12 protein-coding genes are annotated in these 18,190 nt (G+C 70.0%); 6 read left to right on the forward strand and 6 right to left on the reverse strand.

Annotated features, from left to right (window positions below; all coding sequences use genetic code 11):
* Both HR086_RS32015 and HR086_RS32020 read right to left on the reverse strand, forming a co-directional pair.
* On the reverse strand, positions 1-336 hold a 336-nt coding region (locus HR086_RS32015; protein ID WP_254626558.1), incomplete at its 3' end, for an RCC1 domain-containing protein.
* 108 nt (positions 337-444) lie between these two features.
* Entirely contained in the window at positions 445-1,908 is a 1,464-nt protein-coding gene (locus HR086_RS32020; RefSeq protein ID WP_174467535.1) for a DUF4397 domain-containing protein, read from the reverse strand.
* Positions 1,909-2,119: 211 nt separating this feature from the next.
* On the opposite strand from HR086_RS32020, the gene HR086_RS32025 reads away from it, so the two are divergent.
* Both HR086_RS32025 and HR086_RS32030 read left to right on the forward strand, forming a co-directional pair.
* Positions 2,120-4,153 carry an alpha/beta fold hydrolase gene (locus tag HR086_RS32025; RefSeq protein WP_174467536.1) on the forward strand — a complete coding sequence of 678 codons (2,034 nt, stop codon included), beginning with the start codon at positions 2,120-2,122 and terminating at the stop codon, positions 4,151-4,153.
* A 165-nt stretch (positions 4,154-4,318) separates the two neighbouring features.
* Complete coding sequence (locus HR086_RS32030; RefSeq protein ID WP_141644048.1) at positions 4,319-4,864, forward strand: hypothetical protein; 546 nt, start codon at positions 4,319-4,321, stop codon at positions 4,862-4,864.
* 15 nt (positions 4,865-4,879) lie between these two features.
* Here the strand turns inward: HR086_RS32030 and HR086_RS32035 are convergent, their stop codons facing one another.
* The gene (locus tag HR086_RS32035) at positions 4,880-7,588 is read right to left on the reverse strand and encodes a GAF domain-containing protein (protein WP_174467537.1); all 2,709 of its coding nucleotides are present in this window, start codon (positions 7,586-7,588) and stop codon (positions 4,880-4,882) included.
* 229 nt (positions 7,589-7,817) lie between these two features.
* On the opposite strand from HR086_RS32035, the gene HR086_RS32040 reads away from it, so the two are divergent.
* Together HR086_RS32040 and HR086_RS32045 are read left to right on the forward strand one after the other, a co-directional pair.
* Positions 7,818-9,779 (forward strand): potassium transporter Kup, encoded by a 1,962-nt coding sequence (locus HR086_RS32040; RefSeq protein ID WP_174467539.1) that lies wholly within the window; start codon positions 7,818-7,820, stop codon positions 9,777-9,779.
* A 562-nt stretch (positions 9,780-10,341) separates the two neighbouring features.
* Positions 10,342-11,379: a hypothetical protein gene (locus tag HR086_RS32045; protein ID WP_141644045.1), complete on the forward strand. Its 1,038-nt coding sequence runs from the start codon at positions 10,342-10,344 to the stop codon at positions 11,377-11,379.
* Here the strand turns inward: HR086_RS32045 and HR086_RS32050 are convergent, their stop codons facing one another.
* The gene (locus tag HR086_RS32050; RefSeq protein ID WP_141644044.1) at positions 11,380-11,961 is read right to left on the reverse strand and encodes a TIGR02265 family protein; all 582 of its coding nucleotides are present in this window, start codon (positions 11,959-11,961) and stop codon (positions 11,380-11,382) included.
* Positions 11,962-12,126: 165 nt separating this feature from the next.
* Positions 12,127-12,864, reverse strand: a complete 738-nt coding sequence (locus HR086_RS32055) for a metallophosphoesterase (protein ID WP_141644043.1) — start codon at positions 12,862-12,864, stop codon at positions 12,127-12,129.
* 430 nt (positions 12,865-13,294) lie between these two features.
* On the opposite strand from HR086_RS32055, the gene HR086_RS32060 reads away from it, so the two are divergent.
* Both HR086_RS32060 and HR086_RS32065 read left to right on the forward strand, forming a co-directional pair.
* A complete protein-coding gene (locus HR086_RS32060; protein ID WP_141644042.1) occupies positions 13,295-14,923 on the forward strand; it encodes an N-acetylmuramoyl-L-alanine amidase in 1,629 nt (542 codons plus the stop codon).
* A 25-nt stretch (positions 14,924-14,948) separates the two neighbouring features.
* Entirely contained in the window at positions 14,949-16,031 is a 1,083-nt protein-coding gene (locus HR086_RS32065; protein WP_141644041.1) for an LpqB family beta-propeller domain-containing protein, read from the forward strand.
* A 3-nt stretch (positions 16,032-16,034) separates the two neighbouring features.
* Here the strand turns inward: HR086_RS32065 and HR086_RS32070 are convergent.
* A partial coding sequence (locus HR086_RS32070) for an ATP-binding protein (RefSeq protein ID WP_174467538.1) occupies positions 16,035-18,190 on the reverse strand: 2,156 nt, incomplete at its 5' end.

Genomic DNA, 18,190 nt, shown 5'->3' on the forward strand with positions numbered 1-18,190 from the left:
CTCCACCACCACGCAGGTGTGTTGTCCCCCGACGGCGAGCGCGAGCACGCCCGAGCCCAGCCCCCGCACGTCCACCGCCTGGGCCCGCAGCGCGCGCGTCCCATCCCCCACCAGCCCGACTCCGCCCCAGCACCGCACGCCGCCCGTCTCCAGCAGCGCGCATGCATGCTGGCTGCCCACCGACACCTGCCGGGCCAGGCCCCGCTGCTCGGTGTCGGTGTCGGGGCAGGCGGCGACGTCCTCGTCGCAGTCCTCGGCCGTGGTGCTCCGGATGGGGTCCAAGCACGCGCTGGTCGACGCGAGGAGCAGCACGAGGAGGCCAACGCGACGCTTCATGGGGCTCGACTCTCAAGAAAAGAGACAGGCGGGTGCCGCGGAGAAAGTGGCTCCGCGGCGCCCGCCCTTTGAACAGGGTATTTCTTGAACGAATGAGCCAGGGGAACGTTACGGCAGCGGGAAGAGATTGAGTGCGCTCCACGGTGAAGTGCTCGTGTCCACCGTCACCAGCCGGAAGCCCGCATCGATGCCAGGCCTGGGGGAGAGGGCGCCCGCGGCCACCGCGAAGACGCCCCGGCCCGCGAAGAACCCGAAGGGCACCTGGAAGCGCGCCGTCGGCGAGCGACTGGACGCCGCCGAGGCCGCCACGCCCACGTACACCTTGAGGTCGGGCAGCGACAGGCCCTCCGGCGCGGAGGCGAGTCGATAGGGAACGTCGTTGTAGGCCGCGTGCGCCGGGACGAGCCCACCCTCCAGTGGGGACACGTCCACCATCGGCGCGTCGGGCGAGGCATGCACCAGCCGCAGCCGCACGTTGCTCGCATCGGCGGTGAAGCCTTCGGAGAACGCGAGCAGCTCGAAGGGGGCGCCCGTCGGGTCCGCCAGGTCCTGACTGAGGAAGCCCGATGCCACCGTCAGATAGGACTCCCCGGCGACCAGCGCGGGCGTGGTCCGGGAGGCGACGGGGGCACCCGCGGGACGCGTGCCGCCGTGCACGGCGGCGAAGAAGTCCAGCGTGTAGCTGCCAGGAGGCACCTGGAGGGAAGCCGAGAGCTGGCCGAAGGCGAGGTTGTTCACAAGTTCCGTGTTGCCCAGGAAGAGGTCCACGGCGGGCGCGTCCGGCGAAGCGTGAAGCGCATAGACGACGGGATTCTGGCGGACCAGTCCGACACCCGCGGCCAGCAGGCCGAAGCCCCCCGCGGCGCTCGGCTTCTGGGAAAGCTGTCCGGTGGCGATGACGAACACCTCCCCACGCGAGGGCAGGGCGGGCACGGTGAAGGCCGTCACCCGCTGGTTGGCCGCGCGGATGCCCACCTGGAGCGCCTGTCCGGAGGGCAGCTCCACGCCCGTGGCCCCTGTGTCCTGGAAGCGCTGCAGGCCGGTGATTTCAGAGGAGCCGTCATCCCCCACGTCGATGGAGACGGTGGGCGCGTCCGCGCCCGCGTGGACGATGCGCACCCGCGTCTTGCCGTCGGCGGGAGGGTTGAAGCCCTCGGTGAGGGGCAGCACGCGGAAGGCGCTCGTCGCGTCGGTGGAGGCGAGCAGCCCCGCGGCCACCGCGCTCACGGTGTGGCCCGTGCCGAGCACGAGCGGACCGGTGGAGTAGACGGGCGTGGACGAGGCCAGGGCTCCCGCCGCGCGCACCTGGACGTTGTACGTGCCCGCCGGCACGGTGGCGTAGGCGGTGGCGTCGCCGTACTTCACGTTGGTGAAGAGCGGCGTGGACTGGCCTTCCGCGTAGATGTCCACGGCGGGGGCGTCCGATGACGCGTGGATGACGCGCAGCTTCGCCTGGTTGGATGGCGTCTGGTCGGGCGGCGTCTCGTCCTCGCCGCAGGCCACGAGCGTGGACAGCGTGGCGGCGAGCGCCGCGGTGAGGCTGCGATGACGACTCCAAGGGCTCTTCGTCATGTTCCACTCCAGGGGTGTGGCCGTCGCCCATGGGGAGCGCGACCGTGTCTTCGGAGGGCCCTTACGGAACGAGCCGTGAAACCTGGTTGGTACCGTGTGTCCGGCACGGTGCGTCGAATGACTGTCCACCCGCGAGCAGTCGCCGGGCAGGTGGTGGAATGACGCGGCGCGGGCGCGACAGCCGGAGCGCTGCTGCTAGCGTGCGCGCACCATGAACCCTGGACTGCTTCCTCTCGTCGTGTCCCTGCTCGCCGCGCAGGCGCCCGCGCCCGCTCCGGCGGCACAGGCCCCCAAGGCCCAGGCCTCCGCCAGCAAGCCCTCGCAGGTGCCAGGAATCGCACCACTGCCCGGCCAGCCGAACCTGTGGGTGAGCAACGTGCCGACGGTGCCGGAGGCGCTCCGTCAGCGAATGGAGCAGTACCTGGAGGCCCGCTCCGCGGCGCTCCTGGACACCAGTGATGACGGCAAGCAGTTGCTCATCACCACGCGCTTCGCGGACACCAATCAGCTCCACCTGGTGGAGATGCCCATGGGCGCGCGCACGCAGCTCACCTTCGCCAGGGAGCCCATCAACAGGGCGCTCTTCCAGCCCGGTGACTCGAACGTCATCTACTTCCTGCAGGACAAGGGCGGTGGGGAGTTCTTCCAGGTGTTCCGGTTGGACCGGCGCACGGGGCGCTCGGAGCTGCTGACGGATGGGAAGAGCCGGCACTCGGACGTGAAGGTCTCCCAGGATGGGCGGTGGCTGGCGTACGGCGGCACGGGCCGCAATGGCAAGGACACGGACGTGTACGTGGCGCCCACCGCGCAGCCGCGTCAGGCCCGTCGCCTCACGGAGCTGGAGGGCTCCTGGGCGCCGATAGCGTTCTCGAACGACGGCGCGAAGCTGCTGGTGGCGCAGGAGCGCGCCGTCGACGACGCGGACCTGTACGTGGTGGACGTGGCCTCCGGCGCGCGTCAGCGAATCACGCCCCAGGAGGGCAAGGGCGGCATCACCTCCGTCGTCTTCGCGCATGACGGCAAGAGCGTGTACCTGGCGACGGACCGCTACAGCGACTTCGCGGAGCTGTACCGGGTGTACCTGGACAAGGCGCCGCTCACCTCCGCGCCGGAGTCGCTGACGAAGGCCGTGAAGTGGAACGTGACGGACCTGGCCCTGTCGCCGGATGGCCGCAAGCTGGCGGTCGCCTTCAACGAAGACGGCTTCACCAAGGTGTCGCTGCTGGATACGCGCACGAAGGCCTTGGCGCCTCTGGACTCGCTGCCGAAGGGCGTGGCGTTCGGCATCAGCTTCCCGCTGAAGCGCTCGGACCTGTTGGCCCTGACGGTGGGGGATGCGAAGAGCCCCATGGACGTGTGGACGGTGGACTTGAAGTCGCGCAAGCCGACGCGGTGGACGCGCTCGGAGGTGGGCGGGTTGGACACGAACACCTTCGTGGAGCCGGTGCTGGTGCGCTACCCGTCCACGGACGGCGTGCAGGTGCCGGCGTTCCTCTACCTGCCCCGTGGCGCGACGGGGAAGGTGCCCGTCATCGTCAGCTTCCACGGAGGCCCGGAGGGGCAGAGCCTGCCCTTGTTCAGCACCTTCGCGCAGTTCGCCACGACGGAGCTGGGCATGGCGGTGCTGGTGCCCAACGTGCGCGGCTCGGAGGGTTACGGCAAGGCGTACCGGGCCATGGATGACGGCGTGAAGCGCGAGCAGAGCCTCGCGGACATCGGCGCGACGCTGGACTTCATCGCCTCGCGCAAGGAGCTGGATGCCTCGCGCGTGGGCGTCTCCGGCGGCTCCTACGGCGGCTACATGACGCTGGCGTCGGTGGCCTTCTATCCGGAGCGATTCAAGGCGGCGGTGGACGTGGTGGGCATCTCCTCGCTGCCCAGCTTCCTGGAGAACACGCAGGCGTACCGACGTGACTTGCGGCGCGCGGAGTACGGCGACGAGCGAGACCCGGCGGTGCGCAAGGTGCAGGAGCGCATCTCCCCCTTGGGTTCGGTGGCCAGGATTCGCGCGGCGCTCTACGTGCAGCAGGGGGCCAATGACCCGCGCGTGCCGCAGTCGGAGGCGGAGCAGATTGTCCAGGCGGTGCGCCAGCGCTCACCGGACGTCTGGTACATGCTGGCCACCGACGAGGGCCACGGCTTCCAGAAGAAGGCCAACCGCGACTCCGCGCAGATGACGACGATGATGTTCTTCGAGAAGCACCTGGGCGCGCCCAGGAGTCCCGAGGCCACGGGCACGAAGTAGGCGAGGGGTGACACAGGCGTACCCCTGGGGGAGGAGCGAGCAGGCCGCGTGGCTGCTCGCGTTGAATGCAAATCCGGGGGGTTGCGTCACGGCGCATGGCGTCGCGGTATGCGGTGCACAGAGTGACGTTCATGGACTGGTCATCCAGGCCAAGGAGCTTTCCCGATGAAACGCTTTCTGAGCCCGCTGCGGCGGGGTGTGCTGGTGGCGGCGGTGGTGTTGGGGGCGGGGGCCGCGGTATCCGCGCCCAAGCAGGACGCCATCAACCTGCGAATCGCTCGTGAGCAGTACAACCTGGTGATGACGGCCGACGAGGTGACGGGCCAGGACTTCCAGGTCGCGCGGACGCCCGGTGGCCTGCGGGGGCGGACGTACCTGGGCGTCGTGGACGTGAAGCTCAAGGACGGCGAGGTGAGGGGCTCGCTGGGCAGCGCCCTGGTGAACCTCAAGGTGAAGCGGGACGGCGACACGCTGGAGGCCGAGGGCGGCTTCGGTGGGCGTCCGGCGAGCGTGAAGCTCACCCCGGACGAGATGAAAATCTACATCCGGGACTGCACGTACCGGCTGAAGGCGCGGGAGCCGGGGCGCTCCTACGCGGGCAAGCGCAGCTGCGACATGGCGACGGTGCCCGAGTCGGAGGTCTGGCTGCCGGACGAGTTCCTCGCGGCGAGCCCCGAGGAGAAGGTCACCCTGTTGCTGCTGGCGTTGTGAGTCCGGGGCGCGGCCTCAGCCGCGCGTGCGTGGCAGCTCCACGGAGAAGGTGGAGCCCACGCCCAGCTCGCTGCGCACGGTGATGTGGCCGCCCATGGCCTCCACAATCTGGCGCGAAATCCACAGGCCCAGGCCGAAGCCGCCGTAGTTGCGTTCGGACACGGCGCGCTCGAAGCGGTGGAACAGCCGCGACACGTGCTCCTCGCCAATGCCGATGCCACCGTCGCGCACCTCCAAGCGCACCGTGGCCTCGCCCGTCGTCATCACCACGAGGACGGGGTTGCCGCGCCCGTACTTCACCGCGTTGCTCACCAGATTCGTCAGCACCTGGTCGATTCGCAACTTGTCCCAGAGCCCCGCTGCTTCCGGCGCCAGCTGCAAGTCCAGTCGAGTGCCCGTGCGCTCCAGCTCCGGCTCGAAGCGCTCCACCACCTCGCGCACCAGCATGACCAGGTCCAATGGCTCCGGGCTCAGCTCCAGGCGCCCGGCGCTGATGCGGGACACGTCCAGGAGCTCATGGATGAGCCGCGTCTGCCGCTTCACCTGTCGGTCCACGACGCCCAGCGCGCGCTCCAGTCGCTCCGGCGTCACGCCAGAGGGGGAGCGCTTCAGGCTCGTGAGCAGACTGTGCACCTGGAGCTGCAGCGCGCTGATGGGCGTCTTCAGCTCATGGCTGGCGATGGAGAGGAACTCCTCGCGCAGCCGGATGGCCTGACGTGCCTCGCGGTACAGGCGCGCGTTGTCGATGGCGAGCGCCGCGCGGCGCGCCAGCTCCTGCGCCAGCGCCAGGTCTTGCGCGTCGTAGTCCCGCCGCGAGGTGACGAAGCTCAGCGCGCCCAGCGTCTGTCCCCGCACCTGGAGCGGCACGCACAGCCACGCGAAGCAGCCGCCCGCGTCGGGGGGACGCACGCACTCCGGCGCGTCCTCGCTCAGCCCCGTGCGCAGCTCCGCCTCGCCGGAGGCCACCACCCGGGCGACGACGAGCAGGCCCGGCGAGGGCTGTCCGTCCATCGCGTGATACTCCGCGCTCGCATGGGCCGCGGCCACGCACTTCACCGCGCCGTCCTCGTCCGCGAGGAACAGGCCGCAGCACTCCGCGTAGGACGGCACCGCCAGCTGCGCCACGCGCTCCAGCGTCTCCTCCTGCTCCAGGCTCGTGGCGAGGACTCCCCCCGCCTCGGCGAGGAAGCGCTGCGCGGCCTCGCTGCGCTGCCGCTCGGTGACGTCCACCGCCATGCTCAGCACCTGCTCCGGGCCGCCGGCGGCGGGCTGCACCAGCGCCGTCCACAGCGCTACCTGCAGCGGCGTGCCGTCCTTGCGCTTGCGGTGCATCACCGCGCCGCCCAGCGACTCGCCCCGGCCGGCCTTCTCGAGGTTGCGGCGGAACTCCTCGTGTTTGCCCTCGGGCACCACCGGCAGCACGGTGCCGAGCACCTCCTCCGCCTTCCACCCGAAGATGCGCTCCGCGGCCGGGTTCCACATCCGCACCGTGCCGTCCATGTCCACCAGGAGGATGGAGGCGGGGGAGGCCTGGATGATGGCCGCCAGTCGCTCGTTGGCCTCGGCCAGCTCCGCGCGGGAGCGCTGCTCCTGCTCCAGCAGTCGCGCTCGCGCCACCGCCTGCCCGCCGTGGTGGGCCAGGAGCTCCAGGAAGGCGCGCTCGTCCGGGTCGAAGACGCGCGCCTCGGAGAAGGCGAACAGCAGCACCCCCAGCGCGCGGCCCTCCACGAGCAGCGGCAGGCACACCGACGCGGGAGCGGGCCTGCGCACCACGCGGTGCCGCTGCTCGTCCACCTCGGGATAGCGGTCCGACAGCTCCTCGGGTGACTCCAGCCACACCGGGCGCGCCTCCAGCAGCGCCTCCGTCATGGGCGTACGTCCCTCCAGGGGCAGCACACCGAAGGCCTCCATGAAGGACCGGGGGTCCTCGTAGCCCGTGCACCTCAGGAGCCGCGCGTTCCCGGCCTCCAGTCGCCACAGCGCGCCGCGCGCCGCGCCCACCGCCTCCACGCCCTGCTCGACGATGACCTCCGCCACGCGCTCCGCCGAGAGCACCTGGGACAGCTCCGCCGTCACCCGCTGGAGTCTCGCCAGGCGACCCGCGGCGACCTCCGCCGCCTGCCGGGCCTGCTTCTCCGCCGCGTACAGGCGCGCGATGTCCAGCGCCAGCGCGGCGCGGTCCGCCAGCTCCTGGAGCAGCAACTGCTCTCCGGCCTCGACGGGCTGCGCCGCCGCCGGGTCCTTCCACACGGTGAGGGTGCCCAGGCTCCGTCCGCGCGCGCGCAGCGGCAGCACCATCAGCCGGGTGAAGGGGAAATCCTCCAGCAGCCCATGCTGCTGCGGGGGCACCAGGCGGCGCAGCTCCTTCGGGTCCGAGTCGGGCACCCACAGCGCCTCGCCCGTGCGCAGCACCTCATGGGAAGGGCCTTCGTCCGCGCGCACCGCGGGAGGGCTGAGCGTCTGGAACAGCAGCCGGGCCTCGGGGGTGGAGGCGGCCGAGGCCACGGTGCGCAGCCAGAGTCCATCCTCGGACAAGAGCCGCAGCGTGCAGGCGGCGCCGAGCAGCGGCACCACCAGGGCGCACAGGCGGTCCATGACGGCGGGAGGCTCCAGGCTGGCATCGGCCAGCACCCGCGACGCCTCCGCCAGCAGGGCCAGCCGCTCTTCCACCTCCGGGGCGTGGGCCCCGAAGTGCCGCGCGTCTCCGTATCGGGATGCTGACATGGTCCTTGTGCCCCCGAGGCAGCATGGGAGCACGAGAGAGCAGTCCCCGGGGATTCCCCCGACGCCCCCACGGGCCCTCCGCCATGGCCAACCAACATACGCCCGGGTCTGACTGTTCGTTCTGGACGCACGCTCCGTCGCACACCGTAGGGTGGAGGCAGGCGAAGGCTATTTAGTCACACATGGACCTACCCGAGCGTTCGAATCCACGGAGGTGGTCTCCGCGTCCATTGCTCCTCCCAGGGGTTCGGCTAAAGGGAGGGCCGTGAAAGCCACCACCACCGGAGTACCGGGCGGCGAAGCGGTTCGGGAAGGCCCCGAGACCTTCAAGCGCACGACACTCCTGGCCCTCGGGGCCCTGGGCATCGTCTACGGCGACATCGGGACGAGCCCCCTCTACGCGCTGCGCGAGTGCTTCACCGGCCCGCACGGCATCCACCCCTCGCCCGAGAATGTGCTGGGGGTGCTGTCGCTCATCTTCTGGTCCCTGCTCACCATCGTCTCGGTGAAGTACCTCATGTTCGTGATGCGGGCGGACAACCGGGGCGAGGGCGGAATCCTCGCGCTGATGGCGCTGGTGATGCAGCGGCAGAAGGGCCAGCAGGCGCATACGGCCCGGCCCGTGCTCATCACCCTGGGCATCTTCGGCGCGGCGCTCCTCTACGGCGACGGCCTCATCACCCCGGCGATCACGGTGCTCAGCGCGGTGGAGGGCCTCAGCGTGGCCACGCCCGTGTTCGAGCCGTTCATCGTCCCCATCACCCTGGCCATCCTCGTGGTGCTCTTCCTGGTGCAGCGGCACGGCACGGCGGGCATTGGCGCGGTGTTCGGCCCGGTGATGTGCGTGTGGTTCTTCACGCTGGCGGTGCTGGGCGTGAAGGAGCTGGTGCACAACCCCGCGGTGCTCGGCGCGCTGTCTCCCACGCACGGGGTGATGTTCTTCGTGCACAACGGCTGGCACGGCTTCCTCGTGCTGGGCGGCGTGTTCCTCGTCATGACGGGCTGCGAGGCGCTCTACGCGGACATGGGCCACTTTGGGTACAAGCCCATCAAGCGGGCCTGGTTCTGGGTGGTGCTGCCGGCGCTGATGCTCAACTACCTGGGCCAGGGGGCGCTCTTGCTGCGGGACGCGAGCGCCGCGCGCAACCCCTTCTATCTGCTGGCCCCGTCGTGGCTGTTGTACCCGCTGGTGGCGTTGTCGGCGGTGGCGGGCATCATCGCCTCGCAGGCGCTCATCTCCGGGGCCTTCTCGCTGACGCGCCAGGCGATGCAGCTGGGCTACAGCCCGCGCATGGAGGTGGTGCACACCTCGGCGGAGGAGATGGGCCAGATTTATCTGCCGGGCATCAACTGGGCGTTGATGGCGGGGGTGTTCACCCTGGTGCTGACGTTCCGCTCCTCCAGCGCGCTGGCGTCCGCGTACGGCATCGCCGTGTCCACGACGATGGTCATCACCTCGGTCATGGCCTACATCGTCGCGCGTGAGCGTTGGGGCGTCAGCCGCAAGCTGGCGATGCCGGTGGCGGGCTTCTTCCTCGCGTTGGAGCTGGCCTTCTTCAGCTCCAATGCGATGAAGCTGGCGGACGGCGGCTGGTTCCCGCTGCTGCTCGCCGTCATGGTCTTCACGCTGATGACCACGTGGAAGCGCGGGCGCGACATCCTCGCCGCCAAGCTGCGCGCCTCCAGCATCCCCCTGAAGGAGCTGCTGGGCAGCTTCGGCGACCACCCGCCCGTGCGGGTGCCGGGCACCGCCATCTTCATGACGGGCAACGCGGACGGCACGCCGCCGGCGCTCTTGCACAACCTGAAGCACAACAAGGTGCTGCACGAGCAGGTGGTGCTGCTGACGATTCAGTCGGAGGACGTGCCCCACATCCCCGCGGCCGAGCGCGTGGAGGTGGAGCCCCTGGAGCAGGGCTTCGTCCGCGTCGTCGCCACCTACGGCTTCATGGAGAACCCCAGCATCCCGGACGTGCTCAAGCGCTGCCGGGAGAAGGGGCTCCAGTTCCAGCTCATGGGCACCAGCTTCTTCCTGGGACGGGAGACGCTGATTCCCACCAAGCGGCCCGGCATGGCCGTCTGGCGCGAGGCGCTCTTCGCGTGGATGAGCCGCAACGCCCGCAGCGCCACCGCCTACTTCCGGATTCCACCCAACCGCGTGGTGGAGCTGGGCAGTCAGGTGGAGCTGTAGCCGACGCCCGCGGTGTCCGGCCCTTCGTCTCCCGGAGGGCCGGGATTCCTTCCAGGTGTCGCTCCGGCCCTGGAGCCTCCCGACAGGTGAGGCCCCGGGCGGAAAATGCCCCGGAAATTCCCCCGGCGGAAAACCCCCGCCCGCTGGAAAAGGCCTCCACCGGCCTGGAATGGGTGCCTGGACTGGAATCCTGCCGGTCCACCATCACTTTCCCTACGGTGTTCGGAAAGACGCACTGCGTCTGAGTGCCCAGTGACGGTGTAACTCTGCGGAAACACGGCGACGACTCGGGCGATAATGGGGTGAGTTGAACCCCACGCGAGCCCTGACGCTTCGCGTCGCGTGTGGGTTCTGGGTGTCTTTCGACACACTCCTGGTGACACGGAATCGGTGATTTTGTCCTGCTGGGACATAAAATTACCGCCGCACAGGCAACATCTGACCCTCAGGTGCGAGAATGTTTTCACCAGACAGAAATATTTCTGTACTGGCGGAAGCCTGCTCGGTTACAGTGCTTTCAGGTGTCGCGCACAACCCTGTGTCCGAACTGAGGTCAGCCACCATGCTCGACGTCGCCCCCCACGCCGCCGCCTCGATCCTCTCCTCCGGTCTGTCGTCTTCCGCGTCGTCGTCGGTGGTGACGCCCTGGACGGAACAGCCGCTGCGCGACTGGTCGAACCTGGCGCCGCACACGGTGCTGAGCGCGCAGGAGCTCTACCCGCGCATCTGCGTGAGGGACCCCTACTTCGCGTTGAAGGACGTGACGGTGATGGGGCAGGGCGAAGTGGTGGCGCGCATCCCGGTGCAGCAGGACCCGGACGCGGAAGCGGGCCTCATCGGAATCGCGGAGGCGGGGCGCCACATGGCGATTCTCGGCTCCTGCGCCGCGGCGCTGGTGACGCCCAAGGACGGCCAGCACTTCTATCTGGCGTGTGGCGCGCGCGGTGAGTGGCTGCGCCGCGAGCCGATGGCGCGCTCCACGGACCTGCTCTGGGGCCTGGCGCAGGCGAGCTTCACGGGCAAGCGCACCGCCACGGCGCGCACGCTCTTGTCCGCGCCGGACGGCACCCCGGTGTTCCGCCTGGAGGTGGACTACAACGTGCTGTCCGCCGCCGCCTTCACCCGCCTGTTCGGTGAGGCCCGCGTGGAGATGCGCCGCGAGCCCCGTCGCGAGGACAACGTGCAGCGCACCCCCGAGGAGTGGGCGCGGCTGCGGCAGAACCCGTACGGCAAGGCGCTGGCCCTGCGCGACTGGCGCCCGGACGGTGAGAGCCTCACCGCGTCCCTGGGCCCCGTGACGGTGGACATGTGCAAGGGCCACTTCGCCCTGCACCCGGTGATGCCCGTGGCCATCGTCGCCAGCGGCATGACTCGCGTCGCGACCACCCTGCTGCGCAAGCTGGAAGGCGCGCCCTGGGCCCGCGTGCTCGCCAAGAACGTGAACCTCAAGGCGGACAGCCTCGCGTACGCCGGTCAGACGGTGGTGTTCGGCGCGGCGCGCCGCTCGCACGACGGCGCCGACCACGTCTTCACCTGCCAGGCCTCCGTGGGCGAGCGCGTCGTCGCCGAGCTCGACGTCACCTTCGAGCGCGTGGAGTAATCACTCCCACGTGATGTCGTAGTCCACGCGGTCGATGCCCTGCGGATGGGCCTTCGCCGTGCCCTTGAGCCCCAGCACCTTCAGCGCGCCGGTGAGGATGCCCTCGTGATACGCGGGCGGCAGCATGTCCCGGCGGACGCGCAACGTGCCGGACTTGGGCCCCGTCGTCACATACTCGCGGGTGCCGTACGTGACGGCCGCGCTGTAGCCCATCTGCGCCCCGGAGAAGAGCTTCTGTGGGTCTCCCCGGGAGATGATGCCGAAGATGAGCATCCCCGGGCCGGTGGAGTAGCGCGTGACGTTGGACTCGCCGCACGCGTGATACACGGCGTTCTCGGTCCCCATCTCCTGCTCCAGCGCGTCCGCCGCGACATAGAGGAGGTTGATGAACTCCTGCACCGGATAGGTGCGCAGGTCGGAGTAGTCCTTCGCCAGGTCTCCCACGCGCAGCTTCTCCAGCGTGGCCAGTCCGGCCTTCTGCTGGACGAGGCTGAACACCGCCTTGAAGAACAGTCCGCGTACCGCGTCGCCAGGTTGCGTGGCCGCGAGGCGCGCGGCGAGCTCGGCTTTGTTGGACGGCATGTCTCGGCTCCTGCTCCGGTCCGGGCCCCGATGACGGAAGCGTGCTCAGCTTAGCCTCACTGCCAGAGCGGACGCAGGCGAAGGGCCCTTCGCGCGAGCATCCGCTGTCGCGAGGCGACTCGACACGTCCGGTGTCCGCCGCCTCCCTTCCAGGTCGCCTCCCGCTCACACCTCGTCGAGCAGCATCGGCTTGAAACCCGCCGCGTCGCACGACGCCAGCACGTAGCGCACCCCCGCGCGCTCCCCGGTGAACCCCGCCGGGATTCCCGTCGAGTGCAGGTGGCCGTACACACAGACCTTCGGCTTGAACGCTTCAATCGGCTCGCTGAACGCCGTGGGCTTCTCGTTCGCGTACAGCGGAGGGAAGTGCACCGCGGCCACTCGCACCAGCGGTATGGGGCTGGCCGCTTCCTTCTTCTTCGCGTCCTCGATGGAGACCGCGAGCCTGCGCGTCTCCCGCTCCACGTAGCCGTCGTTGACGGGCTCGTCGCCCATCTCTCCGCCGGGCATGGGGGGCGCCTCGGGCGCCGTCCACAGTCGCGTGCCGGCAATCACCCACGGCCCCATCACCGCCGCGCTGTTGTGCAGGAACGCCTCCAGCGTGCGGAACGGCTCCAGCAGCTTGCGCAGCTTCGACGCCGAGTCTCCCCACCAGTAGTCGTGGTTGCCGCGCACCAGCAGCTTGCGCCCCGGCCTCGCGTCCAGCCACGCCAGGTCGTCCATCACCTCGTGCGCGCGCGTCGCCCAGGAGATGTCTCCCGCGACGATGACCACGTCGTCCGGCCGCACCATGTCGTCCCACGCACGCTGGAGCGGAAGCGGGTGGTCCGTCCATCCGAAGCGATGCATGTCCTTCTGTCGCGTGGAGGGCAGATGGGTGTCGCCGATGCCGAAGAGCCGCATGCACCCCTCATAGCGGATGATTCGACCGCCGGGCCCCTGAACTCCACGCGCCCCCGCCCCCTGTCTTCCAGCCTCAATCCGGCCCGATGCGAAAAGACGAGGAATACGAGAATTATAGTAAAATCAGTTTACGCCGGGGCTGTCTCGAAATGCGCCACTGCGACAATGGCGGCCATTCGGAGGGTGAGTGGAAGTAGGCCTGATGTGGGCGTGCTCGTCATTTCAACGGGTTGAAATGTTCAGTCGGATTTCTCGGAATGGGGCGGAGGGTGGAGAGGTGGAGCATGGATGCTCCACCTTGGGGGGTGCGAAGGGGTGAAAAGCGGGGATTGAGCGGCTGGCATGCATGCTGCTCACGGGACCGCGCTGCGCCGCTCCCGTGGACGGGGGCGGACCGAAGAGCTGCTGACCCCCCTCGAAGGAGCTCCCCATGCACGTGATGTTCAAGACGTTCGCGGCCACCGCCGCGGCCCTGGCCCTGTCTGCCTGCGGACCGCAGCCAGAGGCGCCGCAGGAGGCCCCCCCGGCTTCCACGGAAGTTCCCTCGGGCGCGGCGGATGACGCGGCCCGCGCGGTCGCGGACGCGGCCCGTCGTACGCCGACGGAGCTGGACGCGCTGTTCGCGCAAGCGGCGAAGGAGTTCGACGTTCCGGTGAGCCTGCTCAAGGCCATCTCCTATACGGAGACGCGCTGGGAGCATGTGAAGGGTGAAGAGGAGTTCGAGGGCCGCCCCGCGGCGTTCGGTCTGCTGGCCCTGCGCGGCGCCAAGGTGACGGACGGCGCGGCGCTGGCGGGTGTCTCCGCCGAGGCCGTGCGTGACGACCGGCTGGCCAACCTGCGCGCTGGCGCGGCGCTGCTGTCGAAGTACGCCACCGAGGCGGGCATCGACCGGACGGACCTGGGTGCGTGGGCGCCGGTCGCCGTGCAGCTGACGGACATCACCGACCCGGACGTGCAGGCGCACTACATCCACAATGACGTGTACGCGGCGCTGCGCGAGGGCGCGGGCGCGTTCACTCCCGAGGGCAAGGTGGCGGTGTCGCTGGACGGCGCCCAGGTGGAGGCGAAGTTCGCCCTGCCGAAGATGCAGGCGCTGGCGGCGGGCCCGGACTACGCGGCCTCCATCTGGCGCGCGTCGCCCAACTTCAACGCCCGTCCCGCGGGCACCAACGTGTCGATGATTGTCATCCACACGTGTGAAGGTGGCTACGCCGGGTGCTGGGGTTGGCTGGTCAACTCCGCGTCGGGCGTGAGCGCGCACTACGTCGTCAACGAGAGCGGCAGCGAGATTTCGCAGCTCGTGCGCGAGTCGAGCCGCGGTTGGCACGTGGGCGCCAGCTACGCCTGCAGCCTGAACGGCAACGTGGACTGCGGCCTCAACGGCGTGTCGGTGAACCACTTCTCGGTGGGCATCGAGCACGGCGGTTTCGCCAGCCAGTCGTCCTTCCCGGCGGGCCAGATTGACGCGTCGGCGAAGCTGTCCTGCGACATCACGAAGGGACAGGGCATCACCCGCGACAGCTACCACATCGTCGCGCACGGCCGGCTCCAGCCGTCCTCGCGCACCGACCCGGGTCCGAACTGGCCGTGGAGCAGCTACATCTCGAAGATCAAGAGCTACTGCGGTGACGGCGGCACGCCCACGGGCACCATCATCGTGGACAGCCACAACGCGAACAACGACTCCACCAAGGCGCGCACGGACGTGCCGGCGTCGTGGGCGGCGGGCACCAGCGCGGGCTACTACGGCAGCGGCTACTACTACGCCTCCACGCAGCCCATCTCCGAGCCGGTGGTGTTCAACTTCTACATGGCGTCCGCGGGCACGAAGACCATCGACGGGTGGTGGGTGGCCGGCACCAACCGCTCTGCGGCGGCGCCGTTCATCATCAGCCACACGGGTGGCGACAGCACGGTGACGGTGAACCAGCAGGCCAACGGCGGCGCGTGGGTCGCCCTGGGCACGTACAGCTTCGCCGCGGGCTGGAACCAGGTGAAGCTCAGCCGCTGGGCCACCGAAGGCTACGTCGTCATGGCGGACGCCATCCGGGTGCGATGACGTGAGGAAGCAAGGCCGAGAACGGATGCCGCGTTCCTGGCCGTGGCGAGCGCGGTGGAGTCTTGCCGCGCTCGCCGTGCTTGGCGTCGGATGCTCCGGCCGGTGTGGCGGGGCGTCGGGCGCCGGGCCGCTGTCGAAGGAGGAGGCACGCGCCATTCCGGGCGTCGTGGTCTTCCTGTCGGAGCGGGCGGGACAGAAGGACGTGTGGCAGGTGGGTCCCGACGGGACGGAGACGCAAATCACCCGAGGCCCCGAGGACGACTACCCCGGCCCGGTGTCTCCGGACGGGAAGTCGTTGCTGGTGGTGGCCGTGCGCGAGCAGGGCGGGATTCAGTTCCAGCAGCTCCGAGTCCAACCCCTCGCGGGTGGAGACGCGGTGCCGCTGCATGCCCCCCGGGCCCGGGCGCGCAACGCGAGCTGGGCGCCGGATGGCTCGTGGCTCGTGGCGGAGTCGGATGCCCAGGGCTTCAGCGACCTGGTGCGCCTGGAGCCGCGCGAGGGCGCGCCGGAGGTGCGGCTGACACAGGTGAAGGAGGGCTGCTTCGAACCCTCCATCTCGCCGGACGGCAAGGAAGTGGCCTTCGTGTGCAGTCGCGAGGGCGACCCTGAAATCTACGTGACGAAGGCGGACGGCACGGAGGAGCGGCGTCTCACCGCCTTCCACCGCGAGGACCGCTCTCCGCTGTGGAGTCCGGATGGACAGTGGCTCGTCTTCGTCAGCGACCGCGAGGACAAGGAGCGGCTCTACCTGGTGCGCCCGGATGGCTCGGACCTGCGCGCGGTGTCGGGGAGCGGCTTCTCCGGCGACGAGCGCGAGCCGGCCTTCAGCCCGGACGGACAGCGTCTGGTCTACGTGAGCCGCGCGCCCGAGGGACTCAGTCGCCTCTGGATGGTTCCGGTGGCGGGAGGCGCGCCGGTGGCGCTGACGGACGGAACGCACCGCGACGACATGCCGGCGTGGAGCCCCGACGGGAAGTACCTGGCCTTCACGTCGGAGCGCGAGGGCAACACGGACGTGTACCTCATGCGCGCCGATGGCAGCGGCCAGACGCGGCTCACCACCGCGAAGGCGCCGGACTGGCTTCCTCGCTGGGCGGCGCGCCGCTAGGTCTCAAGTGATTCCCTTCGACCCGGGCCCCTCTGGAAGAAGAGGAGGCTCCGGGCTCGCGGGGTCCTTGGGGGCCGTGGGCACGCTGAAGCAGAAGGTGGCGCCCCGGCCCGGCTCGCTCTCCACCCAGATGTGGCCGCCGTGCGCTTCGATGATGAGCCGGCAGATGTAGAGCCCCAGCCCCAGGCCCTGGGTGTCGGACGCGCTGCCCTGTCGCGTCCGGTAGTACTTGTCGAAGACGTGCTCGGTGTCCTCGCGTGCGAGCCCCGGGCCTTCGTCTCGCACCGACACCACGACCCAGCCCTCGCGAGACGACGCGCGCACCACCACGGGCTTGTCGGGTGGGCCGTACTTGGCCGCGTTGCCCAGCAGGTTGGACAGCACCCGCTCCAGGCGTCGCGCGTCCACCCAGGTCATGGGCAGCGGCGTCGTCACCTCCAGGCGGAAGCGCTCGCGCAGGTCCGGAGGGACGTCCCGCTCCAGCACGTCCTCGAGGAAGCGCACCACGTCCGTCCGCTCGCGGCGCAGCTCGATGCGGCGGGACTCCAGGCGCGAGCCCTCCAGCAGCTCTTCAATCATGGAACTCATCCACGCCACGTTGCGGAGGATGGCGTCCGTGAGCAGCTCCTCGCGCTCCAGGTGACGCTCCTTCAGGGCGCGCAGCAGCATGCTCGCTCGCAGGGTGATGCCCTGCAGCGGGTTGCGCAGGTCATGGGAGATGAGGCTCACGTACTCCTCGCGCAGCCGCTCCAGCTCGCGGTGGGGTGTGAGGTCATGGCCGGTGACGACCACGCCGCGCTGCTCGCCTTGCGGCCCGAGCACGGGCGCGGCGGTGATGAGCACGGGGGTCGTCCTTCCATCCGGGCGCACGAGCTTGACCTCGACCGGGCCCACCACCTCTCCACTCTTCGCCGCCCGACTCGAAGGCAGCTCCTCCATCTTCATGGGACGTCCGTCTGGATGGCGCAGTCGGCTCAGGTACGAGCCGCGCTTCGCTCGCGCCGGAAGCGGCCCGAGCAAGGTCTCCGCGAAGGGGTTCGACACCAGGGTGCCCTGCTCCGGGTCGATGAAGAGCACACCCACCGGTGCGTGATTCAGCACGGCCTGGAGCAGACCGCGCTGCACCTCCGCTTCCTCGTGGGCGGCTCGCAGGCGGTCGGTGGCCCGCTCCCGTTCGGTGACGTCGCGGAGCACGGCGAGCAGGCTGCCACCCTCGGGGCCGGGAACCTGGCGCAGGCGTGCTTCCAGGGGCACCCGGGTGCCATCGGCGCGCAGGCCATGCATGGCGCGGGCATTCGACAGGCCCCCCAGGCTGCGTCCGCCGAAGAGTCCCTCTGGCACGAGCAGCTCCACCTCGCGGCCCAGCAGTGACTCGCGCGGATGGCCGAACACGCGCTCCGCCTCCGCGTTGACGAAGCGCAGCAGCCCCTCCGGGTCCACTATCAACAGCGGCTCCGGTGTCGTCTCCAGCAGTCCCCGGTAGCGAGCCTCGGAGGCCTCGAGCGCCGCGGTGGCGCGTCGACGTCCCGCCTCCAGCGTGTCCAGGGCCCGCGCGGACAGCAGCACCAGCACGGCGCCGCCCGCGCTCAACAAGGTGGCGAAGATGGGCAGCTTCGCCTCGCGACCGAGCATCCCCTCCAGGCTGAGCAGCGACAGGGCCGCGCCCAAGAGCGACGGCCCCAGGATTGCCACGGGCACGAGCCGACGCGCGAGGAACCCACCGAGTGTGTCCCGCGTGATTCGCCCCGCGAGGCCCCGCTCCGGCCGCGCGCAGAGCAGGCCCACGCCGAGCAGCAGCACCGCCAGCGCCGTGTACAAGCCCATGCCGCGCCTGGGGGGAAGGGACTCGCCGCCCGACGCGAAGAGCGGACCGAGCAGCAGTCCATTGAAGCCCAGCAGCGCGACCAGCAGCGCCGCCACCACGAGCGCGTCCCGCCACACCTGTCGAGTCCCGGCGCGGTCCGGTAGCAGCAGGGCAATGCCCAGGAACAGCACGCTGAGGGGCGTGAGCGGGGAGGGGAGAATCGTCGCGCTGAGGACACCGAAGGTCCTCGCGAGGAAGGACTCCAGCGCCGGTGGCAGGCCCGCCACTTCCTGCAGCAGGCTGATGCAGGCGATGAGGCACATGCCCACCGCGCAGAGGGAGGACAGTCGTCGGC

Source organism: Myxococcus sp. CA039A, assembly GCF_013336645.1.
In the GTDB taxonomy this organism is placed as follows: Bacteria; Myxococcota; Myxococcia; order Myxococcales; family Myxococcaceae; genus Myxococcus; species Myxococcus llanfairpwllgwyngyllgogerychwyrndrobwllllantysiliogogogochensis.